Raw genomic sequence first — 18880 nt, 5'->3', positions numbered from 1 at the left:
CTCGAAGGATGAGAGCGGTTGTGCAGCTCGGTGAGGATCCCCGTCAAGGAGCCGGCGTCGTGGCCGCCTGCGTGATGCGGCGCGCGCCCGCCTCGTCGGTCAGCACTGACGCCAGGTATTCGGCGTCGAGGCGCGTCGGGAGGCACGGCTGGAACTTGGACAGGCGGCCGCGACCGCAGCTCTCGGCGAGGCGCAGGGCATCGCTGTGGTCGGGACGACCCTCTGTCCGAAGCCGCGCAACAGCCTCGCGGATCGCGACGTCCGACCGAGCGGCGGCGTCGCGAAACCCGATGTACAGGTTGTCGACAACGACCTTGTCGCCGAGCAGCTCGCCGAGGACCTTGCCGAACAGGTTGTTGGCCTTGCCGCCGGCGAAGGTCCACAGGCGGAGGCCGTGCCCGTCCGCGACCAGCTCGGCGGTCGTGTCGGGCGTGAGCGCGTACTCGGCGCGCAGCTCGACGAGCCGCGCCCGCGCGCGCTGCGACCACTCGGGCGCGTCGTCGTCGCCGACCAGGACCGCGCGCATGGCCTGGCACAGCTCGGAGCTGAGCAACCGGGGGCTGCCCTGCCAGCGTGCCAGGCCGCTGGTCGCCATCGGCTCGACCCGGACGAAGCCTTCGCGCCAGTCGATCGCGACCGCGTGCCAGGCGCGGGCCCCGAGCACGAAGCTCAGCTCCTCCTGCCTGGCCTGCTGGGCGAAGTGTGCGTCGATCGAACCGATCTCGCTCATGCCCCACAGGACCTTCAGCGTCTGGGGCGCGGAGAACACCGCGTACAGCTCGGCGAAGTTGCGCCAGCCGTAGAGCTTCTCGCCACGGGCGCCGAGCACGTAGCGCCCGTCAGCCTCGGCCAGGATGTCTTGCGCAAGCATGTGCGCGACGAGGGCCTGACGGTCGTCGGCCGAGAGGTCGCGAAACGGCGTCGCGGCCGAGACCCAGGCCCACCAGTCGGAGACCGGGATGCCGCCTTCGCGCTGGATCGTCAACGCCATCAGCTGATGCGCGAGCAGGTGCGCCGAGCGGGTCGAGGTTGGTACTGACTCGACGAAGCCCTGTCGGAACAGCTGGATGATCGCCGCCGCCCGCAACAGTCCCTCAGGTTCGATCGCCAGGAACGTGCAGTTGGGGAGCCGTCCCTCGCGACGACCGGTGCGGCCCATGCGCTGGAGGAACGCGGCCACGGTGCTCGGTGCGTCGAGTTGAAGGACGTGGTCGAGATCGCCGATGTCGATGCCCAGTTCGAGCGCGCTCGTCGCGACGATCACGCAGTCGTGGCCGTCCTGGAACGCGGCCTCTGCGGCCTGCCGCTCGTCGAACGACAGGCTCGAGTGGGTGACGTAGGTGTCGACGCCGAGGCCGCGCAGCGCCTGGCCGAGCGCCTCGACCTGCCGGCGGCTGTCGACGAAGACCAGCCGCTTCTTGCCGGGGTGGAGCCGCGCGATCATGTGCGCTGCGTTGCCCAGGTTGGCGACCCAGTCGAGCTTGATCTCGGGCGGCGTGCGTCCGCCTCCGGGGTCGATCACCGCGCCGGACCGCTGCGAACTCCCGGCCATCCAGCTGAGGATCGCCGCCGGGTTGCCGACCGTCGCCGACAGGCCGATCCGCTGCACGTCGTTCCCGCAACACCGGGTGAGGCGCTCGAGCACCGCCGCCAGGTGTCCTCCGCGATCGTCGCCTACGAAGGCGTGAATCTCATCGATGACCACCGCCCGCAGCCCGCGGAACAGGCGCTCGGCGGGGACCTTGCGGCTCATCAACATGACCTCGAGGCTCTCGGGCGTCGTCAGCAGGATGTCTGTCGGGTCGGTGATGAAGCGCTGCTTGGCCGAGGCGGCGACGTCGCCGTGCCACTTGAACGCGCGGCGGCCGATCAGGCCGCCGTAGCGGACGATCCGCTCCTCGAGGTTGTTCAGCAGCGCGCGGATCGGCGCCACGTAGACCAGCGATACCGGACGCCAGTCCTCGGCGTCCATTCGAGACAGCAGGGGGAAGAACGCCGCCTCGGTCTTGCCGCCGGCGGTCGGCGCGAGCACGACGCAGTTCTTGCCGTCGAGGATCGCGTCCGCGGCGGCCTCCTGGACGGGGCGCAGCCCACCGAAGCCGAGCCCGTTGACGATCTGATACTGCATCGCCGGCGACAGCCGGGCGAACGCATCGCTCATGGTGCGGGCTCGTCGGCGGCGAGGTCTAGCTCGATGTCGTCGACCGTGCGCGCCAGGCCGGCGGCCGCCGACTCCTCGGGCGTCATCTCCGAGGCCTTGAGCGCGAGGTCGTAGTCCTTCGCTGGATCGAAGTCCGGGAACTCGTCGACGCGGTCGAGCACGTCGACCAGGCGTCGCAGGAACAGGCGGGGAGCGATCCCGACCCGGTTCCCGAGCTGTCCCGCGACGCCGCGGGCGATCAGCTCGACGACCGGATCAGACACGCGCGCGATCATGCCGGTCGTGGCCGCGGCCGGGTACAGGTCGCGGACGCGGCGGCCGACCTCGATCAGCCGGGCGTGGTCGAACGGCTGTAGCCAGATCTGCGGGGCCCGCGGGTTGTGGAAGCGCGGATCGCCCGAGAAGTCGGTCTCGAGCCGCTGCGCCAGCGGCGCCAGCCTGCGCACGCCCTGGGGGCCGTCGAAGAACGCCGGCGTGCCGGTGATCAGCACGTAGAGGCCGGGGTAGCGACCCGCGTGGACGTCGTCGATGAGGGCGCGGAGCGCGTTCAGGCTCTTGTCGCGGCTGTCCGCCCGGACCCGCTGGATGGTCTCGACCTCGTCGAGCACGAGCACCAGGCCCTTGCGCCCGGTCTGACGCAGCACCTCGAGCAGGCCGCGCAGAAACCCGGACGCGCCGTCGGAGTCGAGGTCGCCCTTGATCCCCGCGTCCCGCTTCAGCGACGCCGCGACGTTGGGCTGGCCCATGAGCCAGGCGATCAAGCCTTGCTCGGTCGCGTGGTCGCCGCTGAGGCGCGCCGCGTAGCAGCTGCGCAGGGCCGCGGCGTACTGCGGTTGGGTCTTGCTGACGTCGACCAGCCGGCGCTCCAGCAGATCGCCGACCGCGACGCCGAACCCGTCGGGGTCGTCGGGGTTGATGCCCCCGCGCTCGATGATCTCCTCCTCGAGCGAATACAGCCAGCGATCGATGAGGCTCGCGAACGCGCCGTCGGTCCACTCCTGGGTCTGCAGGTTCTCGATCGCGCGTCGGTACAAGGTCTGCAGCTTGTACAGCGGGGTCTCGGTCTCGGAGATCTGCACCAGCGTGGTGGCGAACCCGCGGGCGCGCGCGCGGTGCTCGAGCCAGCGCGCGAAGAAGGTCTTGCCCGAGCCATAGTCGCCGCGGATCGCCTTGAACCGTCCACGCCCGGCGGCGACCGCGTCGAACTCCTCGTCGATCGCGCGCTCGAAGCGCTCGAGCCCGACCGCGAACAGCTCGAGGCCGCGCCGGGGGACCGCGCCGATCCGCAGGGCCTCGACGATCTCGCGTCGCTTGAGCGGGCTCGCGGCCGCAGGAGTGGAGTCGGTCATCGGACGTGCATCCTGAGCTAGAGCGTCACTTCGAACTGCTGCGCGAGCTTGGCGACGTCGAGGTGGACCTGCTTGCCCTGGCGATCGTAGCGGAGCACCTGGTAGCCGTCGACGTTGAGCACCTCTTGCATCCTCGAGACCAGCCCGCTCACCCGGGCGACGAACTCGCCCAGCTCGGCCGCGAAGGCGGCCGCGTCGGCGACGCCGCCGCGCGACCGGAGAAATTCGACCGCGGCCACGACCCGCTCGCGCTCGGCGGCGCCCACGACGCGTGCGATCAAGAGCGGCGCGGTCGCCAACGGCGACGCGCTCGGTGGCCGGCGGGGTGCTGGCGTCGGGGCGACGGGCGGTGTCACGCCGACCAGCGCGAGCTGGTTGTCGGGCGCGGGCTTCTTGCGCCGGCCCGACCGCGGGTCGTCGACCTCGAGCACCGGCTCCGTGCCACCGACGTCGAAGTTCCACCATGTCGGGGACCTCGCCGGCCGCACCGCCTGGCCCGGGTCATCCTCGGCGGCGGGGTTGTCCTTGCAGCCGACGAACAGGCACGGTGCGAGCGCCTCGGCCAGGGTGGCGCCGCCGTGCTCGCCCGCGCCGGTGCCGCCGCCGTAGCGCTGGGTATCGTCGGCCAGGAGCACCACGCCGTGCGCGCCGCGCGGCGCCCAGACGCCATCGGCTGCGGCGAGCCCGATCTCGTGCTCGCCGACCGGCGCGTCAGCGCTGGCCCACGGCCGCCAGCGCGCGCCGCCGTCCTGCAGGCGGACGCCGCCCGTGAACCGGTCGGACGGCACGTGCCCGTGGTCGCTGCACAGCAGGACCGCGCGGCCGGCTTCGGCGGCGCGCTCGAGCAGGTCGCGCAGCGCCTTGACGGTGTCGAGGGTCCACACGTGCTGGTGGGCCGCGTCGGTCTTGAGCGACATGTCGATGGTGTTGATCACCACGGCGGTGACCCGGCGCGATCGGTCGAGCACTTGACTGAGCGCCTCGGGGGTCGCCGAGCCGTCGGCGGTCTGGCCATCGCCGCGGAGCAGCAGCTGCGGCGCGTCGGTCGCCCCGCAGAACTTCACCATGTCGCGGTGCGCGCGCCAACGCTTGGGATCGTCTTGCGTGTTCGGCGACGGGCCCGCCGGCATCGGCTTCCCCGCGAAGAACGCGGCGCGGCTGATCTCGGTCAGCGAGGGGAACGTGGTGATCACCGGCGGGAACGGCGCGTCGCCGATCCGATGCCCGGCCAGGCCGTGCCACGCCAGCGGTCCCCAGACCGACGCGCGCCGTCCCATCGACTCGAGCAGCTCGGCCGCCTGGGCCCAGGCCATGCCGTCCATCAGCACGACCAGCAGCCGTCGCTCCGCCTTCTCGCGCAGGAACCGCCCGGCCAGGCGCTTCACCGCCTGATCGATCGGCACGACCTGGGTCGACGGTCGGCCGGCCTCGTGCCACCCGCGCAGCCCCGCCGCGAACCGACGATCGAGCTCGACCCGCGCCGCGTCGACCGCGGCGAGCACCGACACCACGCCGCGCCCGAAGGCTCCGTCATCGGTGCCCCGGGCGCCCCGCCGGGCCCAGTCGAGGTAGCCGCCCTCGCGCACGTACCGGCTCGCGGGCGTCTCGACGTCGCCGCACGCCGTGGTCGCAGGTGGCAGCTCGCGGTCGGCGCGCGCGACCAGCCACGTCGCCAGCCGCACGGCCATCTCGGCGCGGCGCACGACCGCCGTCTGCTCGTCGCTGTCGGACAGCTCATGGCGCCGCACCAGCCGCAGGCGATCGATCGCCGCGCGCGCGCGGCGTCAAGGGTCGGCGCCGCGGCGAGGTCGACGAGGCTCTCGCCGAGGCGGTCGAGCCGGGCCCGCCACGCCGACGGGAGCCGCGCCGACGCGATCAAGTGCGGGCGCAGCGCCGGATCGACGGCGCGCGCGTCGGCCGCCTGGATCAGCCGGCGGCCGCGGTCGGTGCCCTGGCGGCGGACGACGTCGCGCAGCGCCGTGTCGGCGGCCTCGCCGAGGCGCGCCAGCGCCGCCGCCGGGACCTCACCACCGAGGACCAGCGGCGCCGCGGTCCGGACCCACATGGCCACGACGTCGTCCGCCGTGATGGCGGACCCCAGCGCCCCGAGGACCAAGGCGAGCTCGAGCGTCGCGGTGCCGCGGCCCGCCTCCCACGCCCGCCACACCACGGGCCCCGCCGGTCCCAGCTTGCGCCCGAGGTGCGCGAGCAGCTCGGTGCGCACCGTCGCGGCCAGCCCGCTGGCCATCGACGCCGCGAACCGCGGGCCGTGGCCATCGACCGCCGCCCAGCCGAGCAACACGTCGAGCGCCAGCTCGCCGCCGGAGCCCAGGCCCCACGCGCGATCGAGCCACGCGGTCCACATCGCGTCGAGCGTCAGCCGACCGCCGCCGACCGCGAAGTGCTCGTCGGCGTGGTGCTCGAGCAGGTAGTCGACGAGCGGGCTGCCGTGGACGCCGTCGACCTCGGCGGCGCCGAACAGCGTCCGGATCCGGACCTCGCGGCCGATCCGGAACACCCGCCCGCTCTTGGCGAACCGGCCCTGCAGATCGATCGGCATGGCGACGGTCCACGGCACCAGGAACGCGACGCGATCGTCGTCCTGGACGGCGAGCAAGCGCCGCCGGAGCTCGAGCTCGCCGCGCACCGGCACGACCCGGACCCGGGCGCCGTTCACATCGACGATCTCCTCGTCGCCGGTCCCGTGGAACGCCACCAGGTAGTGATCTCGCGCCGCGCCATAGACGCGACCGAGATCGACCTCGAGGTCGCGCCGGGTCAGGCGCGGCAGCGTCATGCCTTGCCGCCTCGCCGTGGCGACGGCGCGGCGGTCCGGGCCTTGACGTGCAGCGCGCCGCTCAGCTCGACCTCGTCGTCGCCGCCCTCGATCGCCGCGCGCGCGGCCGCGACCGCGTCGTCGAGCGCCGCCAGCGCCCGGGCCTTGCCCTGGCCGTGGACGGTCCGCTCGAGCACGACGCGCCAGCCGGGTGATGGCGGCGGTGGCTGCGGCACGGTCCCGGTCAGCAGGCGCTGGGCCTCCTCCGCCGCGCGCCGGACGTGCTCGGGCAGCGCGGCGACGATCTCGTCCTGGCGCACGATCGCGGCCACGCGGTCGAGCAGCTCGGCCGCGCCTTCGACGACGCCGCGGCGGGCTGTGAGCGCATCGAACTGGCCCATGGTGAGACGATCCGTGAGCACCTGGGCGACGGCCTTGCTGGTGGCCAGGCTCCGCGCCAGCGCCTGGGCCGAGGTCACCGGCGCGCAGGCTGCGAGCACCGCGACCTGACGCAGCGCGGCCTGGCCGAGGAGCGCGCCGCACAGGTCGGCGGCGGCGCGGGCCGTGCGCAGGCGATCGATGTCGGCGCCCAGCTCGAACGCGCTCCGCGCGCCGTCGATCAGCGCCGGCAGCTTGTCGGCCGCGGGCGCGACCTCCTTCACGCGCTCGGCGACGAGCAGCTCGAAGCGCTTGAGGTTGTCGGCGTGGAGCGCGCGCCCGGCCATCGTCACGCCCAGCAGCGCGCCCGCCATGTCGAGCGCGCGGGCCCAGTCGGCCTGGCCCGGGAGCTGGGGCTTCTCGAGGACGACCTCGGCGGGGATCGGCCGCCCGGCCTCGGGCGTGTAGGCCTTCCCGAAGTAGACGAACGTGCGCGCGGCGTGGCGGGCGTAGCAGCGCACCGTCAGGTCTTCGGCCTCGGTCGGCAGGCCCATCTTGCCGGTGTCGTCGAGCCACGCGCGGAGCTGACTCACGGTCGGCTGGTCGACGGCCTTCTGCGAGCGGCGGTTCTCGAGCTCCTGCAGCGTCCGGTCCTCGAGCAGGTGGATCGCGTTCTCGGTGGTGCGCACCAGGCCCAGCTCGCCGAGCGTGCCGCGGACCTCGTCGACCAGCGCCCGCTCGGCCGGGAGCCGCTTGTCGTCGCTGTCCACCAGCTGGCCGAACACGTCGATCAACGTCTCGACCCGACGCTTGGTCAGCTTGGCGGTCAGGCGCGGGTGGCGCGGCCACCGGGTCGCGAGCAGATCCTCGACGTAGATGTCGACCGCCTCCGCGAAGTTGGGCGGGACCCGGGCCGCCAGCTGCGCGCCCGGCTTGAGCACGAACAGGTGGCGCTCGATCGTGCGCGCCGAGTCGAGGTCCCCCTCCTTCGGCGTGGCCAGGCCGTAGGCCTGCTCGAGCACCAGCATCAGCCGCTGCTTCTTGGCGCTGCGCAGGTTCTCGAGGTCGGTCAGCGCGCGGCTCTGGTTCTCGACGCTCAGCTCGGCGACGTAGCCCCGCGCGGTCTCGCGGGTCTCGAGGATGTGCTCCAGGATGACCAGCTCGCCGAGCAGCTTCTCGAGCGCGTCCGACAGGAAGCTCGGCAGCCACACCAGCGTCCAGCTCCCGCCGCTGGTCTCGGTGAAGCGCTCCAGCGCCTCCTGATCGTCGGCCGGGCCGAACTCGTGATCGTCGAACGGGTAGTCGATCACCAGCCGCCAGTCCTCCCCGTCGCCGCAGCGGAGGGTGTCGGGGCCCATGGTGCGGACGTTCCCGAACAGCACCAGGCCCGAGCGGTTGGTGCTGCGCCACTCGACGCTGTGGGCCTTGCCCTTCTCGAGCACCTTCTCCAGGCCGAGGGCCTCGAACAGCAGGTCGCGCATGACGCGCTGGCGCGCGCCGCTGGAGTCGACGTGGCGGGCGCGCTCGAGGATCGGCCCCAGATCGACGCCCTCGAGGCGCAGCCGCGCGCGCGGATCGGCCTCGGTGCCGACCTGGAGCTGCCCGATCTCGGCGGCCCAGCTGCGCAGCTTGCCGGCGACGTGGCTGGCCTCGTTGCCCGGGATCGGCAGCTTGAGCGACCCGTGGTTGAGCTGGACCAGCCGCGACGCCGACAGGTCCTTGACCGCGTCGACCTCGGGCACGAGCGCGGCGATGAGCAGCGTCTTGATCAGGCGGTTGTCGGTGCGGCACGCGCGCTCGGCGCAGCCCGAGCAGCCCAGGCGGACGGCGTCGTCGCGCACGCGCTGGCACCGGGCGGCGCCGTCGGTGCCGTTCTGGCGCTGGATCAGCGGCAGGAACTGATACTTGTAGATCTGCTTGGCGGCCTCGAACCGGCTGCGCATGACGCCGTCGGCCGAGTCCTGGCCAGCCGCGAGCACGTCGAACAGATCGCCCACGCGCACGACGTCGCCCAGGACCAGATCGCTGGTGTGATCGACCAGGATCTCGAGCAGCAGCTTGATCGCGGTGCGCTGCCGCTGCAGCGAGTTCGACAGCGCCACCAGCACGTCGACCAGCGCCGGGCTGAACGGGTACAGCTTGCGGAACGCCGCCTGGTCGTCGCCGCCGAGCATGACGTTCCAGGCCGGCCCCGCCGATCGCCGCATGCGCTCGAAGGCGTCGTCGAGGGTCTGGCGAGCTTGGTCATCCCGCGCGCGCAGCACCCGCTTCTCGACGATCGCCGGCAGGTTCGAGTCCTGCAGCTCGATCGTGTCGTAGCGCCCCTCCCAGTGCTTGAGCGACTGGCGCAGCCGCATCTCCTCGACGCCGGCGTAGTCCTCGCCCACCAGATCGGCGAGGTTGCGCTGGCGCGCGATGAACGACACCAGCGGGATCTGCCGGTGCATGTCGGCGGCCTCGACCAGCTTGACCATCTTCTGGGCCTCGCTGTGCAGCCACGCGGCGTCCGCGGCGCGGCCCGCCAGCCACAGGATCAGCTCGTCGAGGAACAGCACCACACCGTGGTAGCCGAGCCCGGCCGCGTGGCGGGCCAGGGTCGCCAGGCCGCTATCCAGATCGACGAAGTTGCTGGCGGCGCGGTCCCAGCCCTGGAAGTGGGTCTGGACCAGCGCGGTGAACAGCTCGGCGCGCGCGTCGGGCTCGGCCGACGTGGTCGCGGCCACGAAGCTGGCGCCGGTCCAGCGCTGGCCGAAGCTGCCCCAGCCGGCGTCGGCGCCCGCGCCGGCGTTCATCGGCGCGAAGAACGCGTCGTCGCCGAGCGTGGTCCGCAGCCGCACCGCGTTGTCGAACAGCCCCTCGTCGGCGAACAGCCCCGGCAGCGGCGCGGACGGGTGGTGCGCGCGCACGTGCGCCAGGTAGCCGCCGAACACCGCCGCCTCGAGCGACGGCTGGCCGATCATGTGAAAGTGCAGCTCGAGCAGCCGCCGCTGCCCGACGAACTCGTGCTTGGCCCGCAGCCGGTGCAGCTCGGGGATGCGCCACGCGTCCTCCTGGCCCGCGAGCAGGAGCGACAGCAGCGCCATGAAGTGCGACTTGCCCGAGCCGAAGCTGCCATGGAGGTACGCCGCCTGGCTGCGGCCGTCGCGCAGCGCGCCGCCGACCAGCGTCAACGCCGCGTCGAAGGCCTGGGCCAGCCGCGGGGTGACCACGTAGGTCTCCGCCGTCACGCGCGGGTTGTCGATGCCCTCGGACAGCTTGAGGACGAAGTCACCCTTGCGGATCTGCTCCGGCAGGTTGAAGAGATCGCGGACGAAGGTCGGTTCGGCCATGGTCGGGAGCGCCGCGGGCGCGCCGGGCGACTATAGACGGAAGCCGCCAGGGCCGGGGCCGCCGCCCGGTCGTTCACGGCGCGCGCCGCGGGTCCGATTCACCCGCGCCGGGTGATCGATCGCGCGCGGCTCGGCGCATGTCCGTCAGGGCGCGGTCTGCTCGCCCGAATCGTTCCGCTTCCGACCGGTCGGTCGGCGTCCCTTCGGTCCCGAAGCCACTGCAGCGGTCGGTGCCGGTGCGCTGGTCGCGGCGCTCACCGCGACCGCGGGCGAGACCTCCAGCTGGGCCGCCTCGACCACGGCGCGGCCCAGGCGCGTCAGCGAGTGGATCCGCTCCCGCCGACTGGCGCTGGGGACGTGCTCCACCAGCTCCCGCTGCCGCAGGTCTTCGAGCGCGATCGAGATGGTCGACTTCGCGCGCGGCTCGGCCTGCGCGTGGCCGAGCTCGACCTGGTTGACCGGACCGGCGGCCAGGCGCGCGAGGATGGTCTGCCAGGTCGGCATCTCCTTGACCTCGTCCGCCAGGCTCTCGACCCGGGTCACCGCCTCGATCGTCGCGAAGTACCCATCGAGGCTCGTCGTGAGCGCGATGAGGAAGCCGCGCAGGCTCGAGGCGTCGGCGGCGTTGCGCCGCAGCGCGCGCAAGCGGTCGTAGCCCTCACGGAGGGACGCGTCGTCGCGTCGGGCGAGGCACTCGCCGAGCACATAGGCGACCGCCTTGAGGTCATCGCCGGTGGACTGCTCCGTGAGTTGATTCAACACGGACGCTAGATTGGTCATGACACCCTCCACACACAGGACGAATCGCGGAGCGATTCAGAGCGCAGGCTGAGGCATTGAGGCTCGCGGCGCAGCGCGTATCGTCGGGGCCGGACGTGGGGATCCTGGCGACCGTCGTGGGCGCGCGTCGCGGTGAGGCGCTGACCCCAAACTGGCTGTGGCGACGGACCGCCCGCATGCGGCTTCGGCCATCGCGACCCCGGTCAGCAGCCAGGTGAGGGCCTGGCGTGCGCCGCGATCGACCTCGCTCTCGATCGAGGCCGCGGCGAGCTGTGTGACCGCACGGTCGATATCGTGCGTCACCAACCCCGCCGCCGACTCTCCGATCTGCTGAGCCACCTGGATGCTCGCTGGCAACGCCGTGGTGCTGCTCATGCTAATAGTTTTGTCACTGCCGAACGGTTCTGTCAATAACGAACAAATATGGGCCCCGTTATCCCAAGCAAGATCGAGTGGTTGTGCAACCCCGAGAGCGGATGGGACTCGACGTGGCCCGTCTCCTGGGGCCCCGCCGGACTCGCCGGGCGCACGATCAGCCCGTAGTCCGGCCGGGCGGTTCCATCGGGCGGAATGTTCGCCAGCACCACCGTGCCCCAGCCCAGGTCCGCGATGCTGCGCGCGAATGGATCATGCCAGGGCTCGAGCACGTCCTTGCAGATGAGCACCGTGTACGTGAGCCGCGGGCCGGCCATGATCGTGACGCGTCGCCGCCCGCGCTTGATCGACTCCCCGCCGGTCGCCTTGTGGTGGAACCACGAGTACTTGTCGTGGTGGTGCCGGGCGCGGCCGCGCGGCCAGATCGCTGATCGATTGCTGCCCCCAGGGCTGTCGTCTTCCGGCGGTCGCCAGGTCGAGCCGGCGACCAGCAGCTGGATGTGCCCGAGCTGGTTGTGCGCATGAGAGGCGTCGATCGCGTCCTCCACGTTCGGCGCGCTGGTGAGCTCGGGCATGACCACCAGCGCCGCATACTCGGCGGCCCGCGCCAGCTCGCGCAGCACGAGGGCGTGGAGCGCGTCGGGGTCGCGCGGCTGGACCCGCTCGAACGCCAGCGGGACGCCGGCCTCGTCCTCGATCACCTCGTAGGTGAAGCCCTCGTCCAGGTGGGTCGCGGGCACGATGAAGGCGACGGTGCCAGCGCCCTTGGCCCCCGCCGTGAACGGGCACACCTCCTGGCCCAGCGACGGATCGAGGTACACCTCGCCATCGACGCTCGGCGGCATGAGGCGCAGCGACGGGAGCCCGCGGTACCCACCCGGGCACATCTCGTGCGGCCCCTCGCGCTTGTCCGGGCACGGCGAGAGCCGCAGCGGACGGCGGTAGATGTGGTGCAGCTCGGTGCGCGTCGGGACCGGCACCGGATCACCGGGCTCGAGCTTGCGCGGGTGGTCCCAGTCGGCGAAGTACGACCAGAGGTGCGCGCGGCGCTCTTCGTGCACCGCCTGGGCGAGGGCGCGGGCGGTGAGCGAGCCCTCAGCGACCTCATCGTCGACGGCCGCGCGGCCGTGGCGGCTGAGGATGGCCGCGAGCTCGGCCAGCTCGATGGCCGACATCCGGTTGCCGCCAGCCGGCGCCGCCGCCAGGACCGCCGCGGCCTCGTCCCGGATCGCCCGGTAGCGTCGGCACTGGCCAGCGTCGTCGAACAGCGCGTTCAGCCGGCTGCCGTCGACGGCCCGCAGGCACGCCGCGGCGAACGTCGTCACGTGACAGCCACCGTCAGCGAGCAACGCCTGTAGCGCGGCCTGCGATCCCGGAACGTCCAGCATCCTGAATCCCCCCTGGTGTGTGCGCGTGACGAGAGCCGGACGCGCGCCCCGGATGACGGTACGCGAGGGTCAGGAGCGTGGCAATGATCACCCCGGGCGGGTGGGAACAGCGGAGAGCAGCAACGGCGGTGGGTGGGCCGGCCGTCAGGCTGCCAGCTCTTCGACCCACCGCAGCAAGAACTCGGCGATCTTTTCTGATGCCTGGCGACCTCAAGGCGTCCCAGCCACAGACTCGTGACTGTACGCGTCGTCGTCGTACCGCAAAATGACCGTAATGGGGTGAGCCAGAGGCCGCACAGGGCAGCCAGTTCCAGAGCTCCAGCGTGCGAGACTGCGGACATGGTCCGCAACCCATGGAGCAAGCTGATCCAAGACCAACCATGGTCGAAGCCCGTACGACTCGCCGAGGCCGAGCCGCCGAAGGCGCCCGGCGTCTACGTCGTGCAGGCCAAGAAGCGCGGGCGCCTCCGCGCGATCCCCCGCGCTGCTGGCGTCGACCCCGACGGCGTGTTGGTGATCGGAGAAACGATGCATCTCGCGCGTCGCATTCGTTCGCTGCTGAAAGCGATGAGTCTGGAGGTCACCCAGAAGTCGGTGTCTCATCGCGCCGGCCTCGACTACTCGAAGGGGCATGGATGGGACTACGGTCGGTCGTTCCCGCTCACGGACCTGGTCGTTCGCTGGTGGCCGACCAATCGGCACAAGGTCCTCGAGGCGGGACTGCTCGAACGATATCGCTGGGAGTTCTTGGACCGCCCGCCGCTCAACGCGTCGATCGGCTCTGCGGGAAAGGCGCAGCGCGATGCGCATGGGTGGCTCGTGCTATGAGTACGAGAGACGACGAGATAATGGCGGACTTGCGGGCTGTCCTGGATCGCCTGACGACCCATCAGGAAGAACTGAGAAGGCTCGTCGATTGGGTCGGTCAGTACACGCACCTGTGGACGAGCGTAGAATTGGTTGCGCTCGTCGCGCGCCCAGGCGACACGTGGGTCTCGATCTCGTGCCGCTTGACCCTGACGGACGAGCCACCCAGCGATGCGGAGGTGACTGGGACGAGCCAGCTCAAGGTGTGTCGCCAGCGCATTTCATTGGCTCGGATCCCGGCGTTGCTGGAACAGATCGGCCGGGGCCGGCTGGAGGCCTTCGATAGCCTAGGCGGCGAACCGCTGCGCCTCTGCGATGTCGACAAGGTTGAATGGCATCGCGTTCACGGTTCGCCGCGCGACCCGAGCCGGTTCGGCAACGACATCACCAGCAACAGGTACCGCTACGAACTCGAGTTCGAGACAGCGGCGGGGCTGGAGCATGATATCTCATCTGGGTCGGCACACGAATGGCTGTCCAATGCGCGTGCGACCTTCGAGGGCGAAGGACACGGGACGCTCGTGCGTCAACTCAAGCGCCTAGGCCTTGCCACTCGGTTCGATAGCGTTGATGCAATGCGTCCGCGCGTCGTCACGTTGGTCATCCCAGTACTCGCCGCTCTGAAAGACGTCCGTGAGTCGGACGATCGAACGACCGTGGAGGTCGAGCTGACGACCGCCAAGACGGTGCGCCGAGCAGAGCTCGCGATCACGCTGGAGTCCGAGCACGGGCCGCTCGCGCCGCTGCGTCACTCACCGATGGCTAGCGACGTGGTCTCCTTCCGGGCACCCGGCCCCGGTTCCGCAACGGTGGCGCTGAGCTACCTCGGCCGACGGCTCGAGCATCGCGAGGTGGCGTTGTCTGCCATCCAACGGGGCTCGGTGCGAGCGCTCGGGCTCGCCGAGTTCGAGCGTTCGAAAGGAAGCCTGCTAGCCCAAGGCCTTGTACAGCAACAGGGCGGAACACTCGACGAGGCGGCATTCGAGCGGTCGGTGTCGCATCTGATCAGCCTGCTTGGGTTCACTTCGCTGTGGTGGGGGCCACCGCGGAGCAAGTCCGGTATGCCCGACAACCAAGCCGACATCTTGGCGTTTCCGCCGCACGACGGCGCGGTGCTCGTCGTGGACGCAACGCTCGAACCGAACAAGGATCCCAAGGTCGCGAAGCTCGTCGCGCGGGCCGGCGCCTTGGAGGCAAAGATTCGGGCCGAGTTGGCAGACCCAGCCTTCGTCGCAATCCCCGTTCTCGCTGTAGGAGTCGGCGCAAATCTCGTGCCGCAAGGTTGGTCGGACAGGGATGTTCAGGTCCTGACCGGCGAGAAGCTCAGGTCGGCCATGGAAGCGGTCACACGGGGTGAGCCCGCGGTCTCAATCTGGGGCAGTCTTTGCCCCGCGATACGGGACGTGCTGTTGCGGCCACGGCATGGACACAGCGTCTGGTAGTCGGCCTCATGTCGCTGCCTGTCGAGAAAGCCCATGAGCGCACCCAGTCGAGTAGTCATCTCACTGTCATGGACGAGCGCCGGTGTCGGGAGACAGATCACGCTATCACAGGGTCGCGTGCTCAGCGCCTTCGACCACTGGGCCGCAGGCCCAGGCAATACAATGAATGTTCCGGCACCTTCACACCGAATGAGTCGCCCATCGATTCTCCAAGCAACCCGGTCACGGTACGTGATCATCTTGTCAATCTTTAGCGAGACGCCACCCCGCTCGGGGTCAGTGAGGGTAGCGTCGCCGATCGCGAAAGCGCGCCGGCCGTCGGCTGACGTGTATCGAATCGCGAAGTCTGGGGTCTCACGCCCGTAGGAGACGAGCCCTACAGGAGCGGTCGGTCGAGCCCCCAGGATGTCAATGCCTTGGCGACCTCGTCGATGCATGTCCAGAAGACCGCTCACACCAAGATCCTTGATCGCGGGCTGATACTCCAGCTGCGCCACATCTCCAGTCCGCCGCAGCACCACCTCGTGGTGGATCGGCATACCTCCATCGGGCTCGCTGAAGAACGTTCGCCTGCCCGAAACCTCCCACCCCAGCAACTCCAGCGACGCGACGATGCGAGCCGTGCACCACAACTCGAACACCCTTGTTGCCCTTAACGGCGGCGATTCCGAGAATGCATCGGTCTGGGCGTCGGCCCACCGCTCGCGCTCGGTGGCCACGAACGCATCCATAAGGCGGCGAAGTCGGTGGTCTCGCTGCATCGCCGGAGACAGCCGAAATGGACCCAGTTTGCCGTGGAGACGGCGAGCAACTTGGGAGACTTGATAGAAGAGCTGCGTGATCGCATCGGCCGCTTCCTCTACACGCTTGCGCTGGGCGGGCGAGGGGATCTCGCCGCCGGCGCTCGCCAGATCCCGCTCCGCTCGTCTGTGGGCTTCGAGTTGGTCGCGGATTGCAGCAAGCATCAAGGCACGGCGCATCGCCCACGCCGCAACCAATCCCTGTTCGGGAAGGGCCTCTTCCGATTTGCTACGATTCACGGCGAGCCATTGCTGGCACGCCCGAAGTTCTCGGACAGTGGCCGCGGCAACATCAGCGTTCCGCCGCACGCCCGACCTGCGCCGCGTGTATGACCGCACGGCGTCGGCACCCGGGAGCCATTCCACCGTGCGGCCATATTCCGTGTAGATCTCGTCGAGCACGCGACGGTATTCGTTGGGCCCGAAGTACTTGCCTGGCCAGACGATGCACGTGACAACGACTTCTCTCGGTTCGACGATCTCGATGTCAAACCTGCCAAAGCGTCGACCGTCTCCAATGGACTCTCGACTCGGCGCGAGAGGGCAGCAGGCCCACCAGGCAAACCCGGCGCGGGGAACGGCGCCGTGGATGCTCGGATCATGTCGCACGACGAACTGCTGCGACGACCTTGTGATCGCTGTCGCACTAGATCCGGATTCGCCAAAGCCGATCAGTACCCAAGGTCGCGCATCGTCGATCGAGAACACCATGCCGCGCTGGTACGGGTGAAGTTGAGCCGGGGCGCGGCGACCCAGCGGGAAGGTAGCGAGAAGAATCTCGCCAGGCATTCCTACTGCCACGGGCTCACGAAGCCGAGCCGGAGCTGTGCTCGCGCGACCGCCAGCCGCCGTTGGCAGCGCCGCAGCCGTGGATGAGTCGACAGCACCTGCTCGAGAGCTCTGACCAAGGGCTCGACTTGTTCGGCGGCTCCCGCGATCTTCGTCAGGAGGCGGCCCGCGACAAGGTGGTCCTCGAGATCGTCCAAAGAAAGGAGGGATGGATTGAGAGCACATGACTCATACGTTGCCGTAAGGTGAGCGAGATCGATAAGATCACGCCGCGACGGCAAGAGATCCTGTCGCAGGCGCTCCTTCTCCACTGTCTGCTGAAGGACCTCTACGACCGCGCCGACGCGTGGCGACAGGGAGCGCCGAGCCAGCGGTGCTGGCGCAGGCAACCCGTCAAGTCGGGCGCCGGCAACGACTTCGGCGGGATTTGGCATCGCCTCGAGCCCCTTGGGCGCGTCGATCTCGATGAAGAACGCCCTGTCGATGATCGTCGGTGAAGGCGGGCGCGACGAGTCATCGATGTTGAGCGTGCCGCACGCGAGCATCGCGGCGCGCCCGTGAGGCTGTTTGTCCAGGAGTCGAAGGAACGGCATCAGGTAGGACTCGGGACTCGCCAAGTTGATCTCATCGAAGAGGTAAAGACGTCGATGGCCATCAGAGGTCCTTGTCCACGAGGCACGCACCTCGGCTTCGACATGGCGTTGCGACTTCCAGTGCGGTTGCACTGTGATCTCATGATAGGTCGTCCCCTCGAAGAGTCCCAGGATCTGCGCAGCAAGTCGTGCCAGCGACGACTTGCCGCTTCCCGGGGGGCCCGCAAGCAGGACGAATGGCCGCGTGCTCAACGCGAGTAACAACATCGTGAGATCTGCAACGGTATCGACCAGCCCTTCTTTGACAAGCGGTTGGACAAGCGCGAGCAACGCCGTGCCGAATGCTTCGGGCTCGACATGAACGGCGGGCGGCTCTGGTTTGGCGGCGACCTGCGGCGGCGGCGTTGCGGCGCCGCGGCCATGGGTCTGCGCGTGCCCACCCGCCGGAGGTGAGCCCCGCGATGCCACCTCGGCTCGGTCGACAGGTTCCGGTGCCTGTGGTGCCGGGGGCGCTTCGTCGGGAGCTCGGGTTACAAGAACGTGGTGGCGTGCGGCTGGGGCCTCGGGAGTCGGGGGACTCTCCGGCGTCTCCCGCGTCTCCGGCGTCTCCGGCGTCTCCGGCGGGCCATGGGGGCCGGCGGTGTTGTCAGCAGATGGGAAAACGCGCGGCGCGCTTTCATCGGAAGCCCACAGGAACGGACCGCTGTCAGCGGCCAGGACCACGGTCTTGGACATTCCTAGGTCGATAATGACGTCGGGCGCGGCATCGGACCAGAGCCCGACGGACACCGGGACGGGCTTCGGCAGCGAGCGAGTTTCAGGCGCTTCGTCCTCTTCGAGGACAAGGTGGTGGAGCGCAAGGTGTAGTTGACCAGTCTTGCTGATCTGCTCTGAACGCACTCGGGCCTCGCGGCTCTTGGCGTCCCAAGAGATCGACAACTCGGCGGGGGCCTTGCGTACCGACATCCGCACGGGCTTGATCCCGATTCTTGAGTATCCGGGGCCCGGAACCAATCGCCCCTCCAGCGGGCCCAGATTGAAGTTGGGAATGGTGGCCGCAAACGGATGCACGCCGCCGTGGTCGAGCAACGGATCGTCGCGATCCAGCGCGAGAATCTCCTCTTCTTGCGCGCTACGCTGCTTCCAGGCGAAGTAGATGTCGGTGACCGGTGTGCCGATGAAGGTCGCCTCAGCGAGGTTCCCTTGCACGGCAGCGGCCTCCTGTGGCACGCGAAGTCGGCTCGGCCGATGATGTACCGCCAAGACGTTCGCGAGCGCACCCGAGTGCCGCGGCGACGCTGTAGTCCTCGCCTACGGTGTAGATATACATGTCTGGACGATCGGGAAACAGGTGTCGGAGCATGGCGCGCCGAAATCCTGGTAACTGACTGGTTCCCCCTGCGAGGATGACGCCGTCGATGAGTTGCTGTGCGCCGCCGACATCGATCGTGGTCAAGCCTTCCAAGCGCTCGTGAAAGAACTCGGCGTCCGCTCCGCTCTGCAAGTCGATAAGGAGTTGCTCAGCTTGTACGAGGTACGTAGGCAATATACTTTGCCAGAGCAGGTCGGAAACCTGCTCGAGATCTTCACGTTCCATCTCCCGCTTGCACGGGAGGCCCATCGCGGGCAGGTGCTTCCGCTCGGGTCCGGAATTGAGACTGGAGAGCTTGCACTTGACTCGCTCAACGTCAGCAAGAATCGCATGCCGCTCAGCGGCCTTGTTCGGCAGTTCAATGCCAATGGCGCGCGCGAGGTTCCTCGTCGACCCAGGCGCCTGCAAATCGCGCAGCATCGCCCCGCTTGGCGCGTAACGACGCTTTCCGCGCGACGCCTTCCTTTGCCTTCTGCGAGGC

10 protein-coding genes are annotated in these 18880 nt (G+C 69.8%); 1 reads left to right on the top strand and 9 read right to left on the bottom strand.

The window, feature by feature from the left end; translation table 11 throughout:
- Positions 1-43: 43 nt before the first annotated feature.
- The 6 genes from IPL61_25780 to IPL61_25755 form a co-directional block, all read right to left on the bottom strand.
- Positions 44-2161, bottom strand: a complete 2118-nt coding sequence (locus IPL61_25780) for a DEAD/DEAH box helicase (protein MBK9034635.1) — start codon at positions 2159-2161, stop codon at positions 44-46.
- Positions 2158-3510, bottom strand: coding sequence for a BREX system ATP-binding protein BrxD (brxD, locus tag IPL61_25775; GenBank protein ID MBK9034634.1), 1353 nt, complete (start codon positions 3508-3510; stop codon positions 2158-2160). The genes IPL61_25780 and brxD overlap by 4 nt, the downstream gene beginning before the upstream one ends.
- Positions 3511-3527: 17 nt before the next feature.
- Positions 3528-5258, bottom strand: a complete 1731-nt coding sequence (gene pglZ / locus IPL61_25770) for a BREX-2 system phosphatase PglZ (protein ID MBK9034633.1) — start codon at positions 5256-5258, stop codon at positions 3528-3530.
- Positions 5259-6303: 1045 nt separating this feature from the next.
- Complete coding sequence (locus IPL61_25765) at positions 6304-9993, bottom strand: phage resistance protein (protein ID MBK9034632.1); 3690 nt, start codon at positions 9991-9993, stop codon at positions 6304-6306.
- Positions 9994-10137: 144 nt separating this feature from the next.
- A complete protein-coding gene (locus tag IPL61_25760) occupies positions 10138-10785 on the bottom strand; it encodes a hypothetical protein (GenBank protein MBK9034631.1) in 648 nt (215 codons plus the stop codon).
- Between the two features lie 395 nt (positions 10786-11180).
- Positions 11181-12473 (bottom strand): hypothetical protein, encoded by a 1293-nt coding sequence (locus tag IPL61_25755; GenBank protein ID MBK9034630.1) that lies wholly within the window; start codon positions 12471-12473, stop codon positions 11181-11183.
- A 402-nt stretch (positions 12474-12875) separates the two neighbouring features.
- On the opposite strand from IPL61_25755, the gene IPL61_25750 reads away from it, so the two are divergent.
- Positions 12876-13364, top strand: a complete 489-nt coding sequence (locus IPL61_25750; GenBank protein ID MBK9034629.1) for a hypothetical protein — start codon at positions 12876-12878, stop codon at positions 13362-13364.
- 1339 nt (positions 13365-14703) lie between these two features.
- Here the strand turns inward: IPL61_25750 and IPL61_25745 are convergent.
- The 3 genes from IPL61_25745 to IPL61_25735 form a co-directional block, all read right to left on the bottom strand.
- A complete protein-coding gene (locus IPL61_25745; GenBank protein MBK9034628.1) occupies positions 14704-16356 on the bottom strand; it encodes a hypothetical protein in 1653 nt (550 codons plus the stop codon).
- A gap of 80 nt (positions 16357-16436) precedes the next feature.
- Entirely contained in the window at positions 16437-18236 is a 1800-nt protein-coding gene (locus tag IPL61_25740) for an ATP-binding protein (GenBank protein ID MBK9034627.1), read from the bottom strand.
- The gene (locus IPL61_25735) at positions 18217-18819 is read right to left on the bottom strand and encodes a hypothetical protein (GenBank protein ID MBK9034626.1); all 603 of its coding nucleotides are present in this window, start codon (positions 18817-18819) and stop codon (positions 18217-18219) included. The genes IPL61_25740 and IPL61_25735 overlap by 20 nt, the downstream gene beginning before the upstream one ends.
- Positions 18820-18880 lie beyond the last annotated feature (61 nt).

The organism is Myxococcales bacterium (genome assembly GCA_016717005.1).
Taxonomy (GTDB): Bacteria; Myxococcota_A; Polyangia; order Haliangiales; family Haliangiaceae; genus UBA2376.
Note: the sequence above shows the minus strand (reverse complement) of the source record. Positions and strands in the feature narration are given on the sequence as shown.